The sequence below is a fragment of the Undibacterium sp. Dicai25W genome (assembly GCF_049340505.1).
In the GTDB taxonomy this organism is placed as follows: domain Bacteria; phylum Pseudomonadota; class Gammaproteobacteria; order Burkholderiales; family Burkholderiaceae_D; genus Undibacterium; species Undibacterium jejuense.
The window spans coordinates 1-252 of the sequence record NZ_JBMPOQ010000068.1 but is presented as its reverse complement, the minus strand read 5'-3'; the positions used below and the strand labels follow the sequence as shown (position 1 = coordinate 252).

The following is a 252-nucleotide window of genomic DNA, read 5'->3' as shown; positions in this document are numbered from 1 at the left end:
GTACTCAACGACTATGCGTTTGTCGTCGACAAGCGTTTGATTGAGAAGTATCCATCACGAGACTATTGCGTCCAGTACAACGAGACCGATTTTGCGTTTGTCTCTCGTTTAATGCAAGAGTGGGGCAACCACAACAGCAGTTGCTGGGTTCGCGTCGCTTTACCATGGGCAGGCAATCAACTAGGGCAACAAGCTATTCCCCGCATCGGACAAGAAGTCATCATCGATTTCATCGGCGGCGACCCTGACAGA

1 protein-coding gene is annotated in these 252 nt (G+C 50.4%); it reads left to right on the top strand.

Annotated features, from left to right (window positions below):
* A partial coding sequence (locus ACO0KY_RS19710; protein ID WP_423048938.1) for a contractile injection system protein, VgrG/Pvc8 family occupies positions 1–252 on the top strand: 252 nt, incomplete at both ends.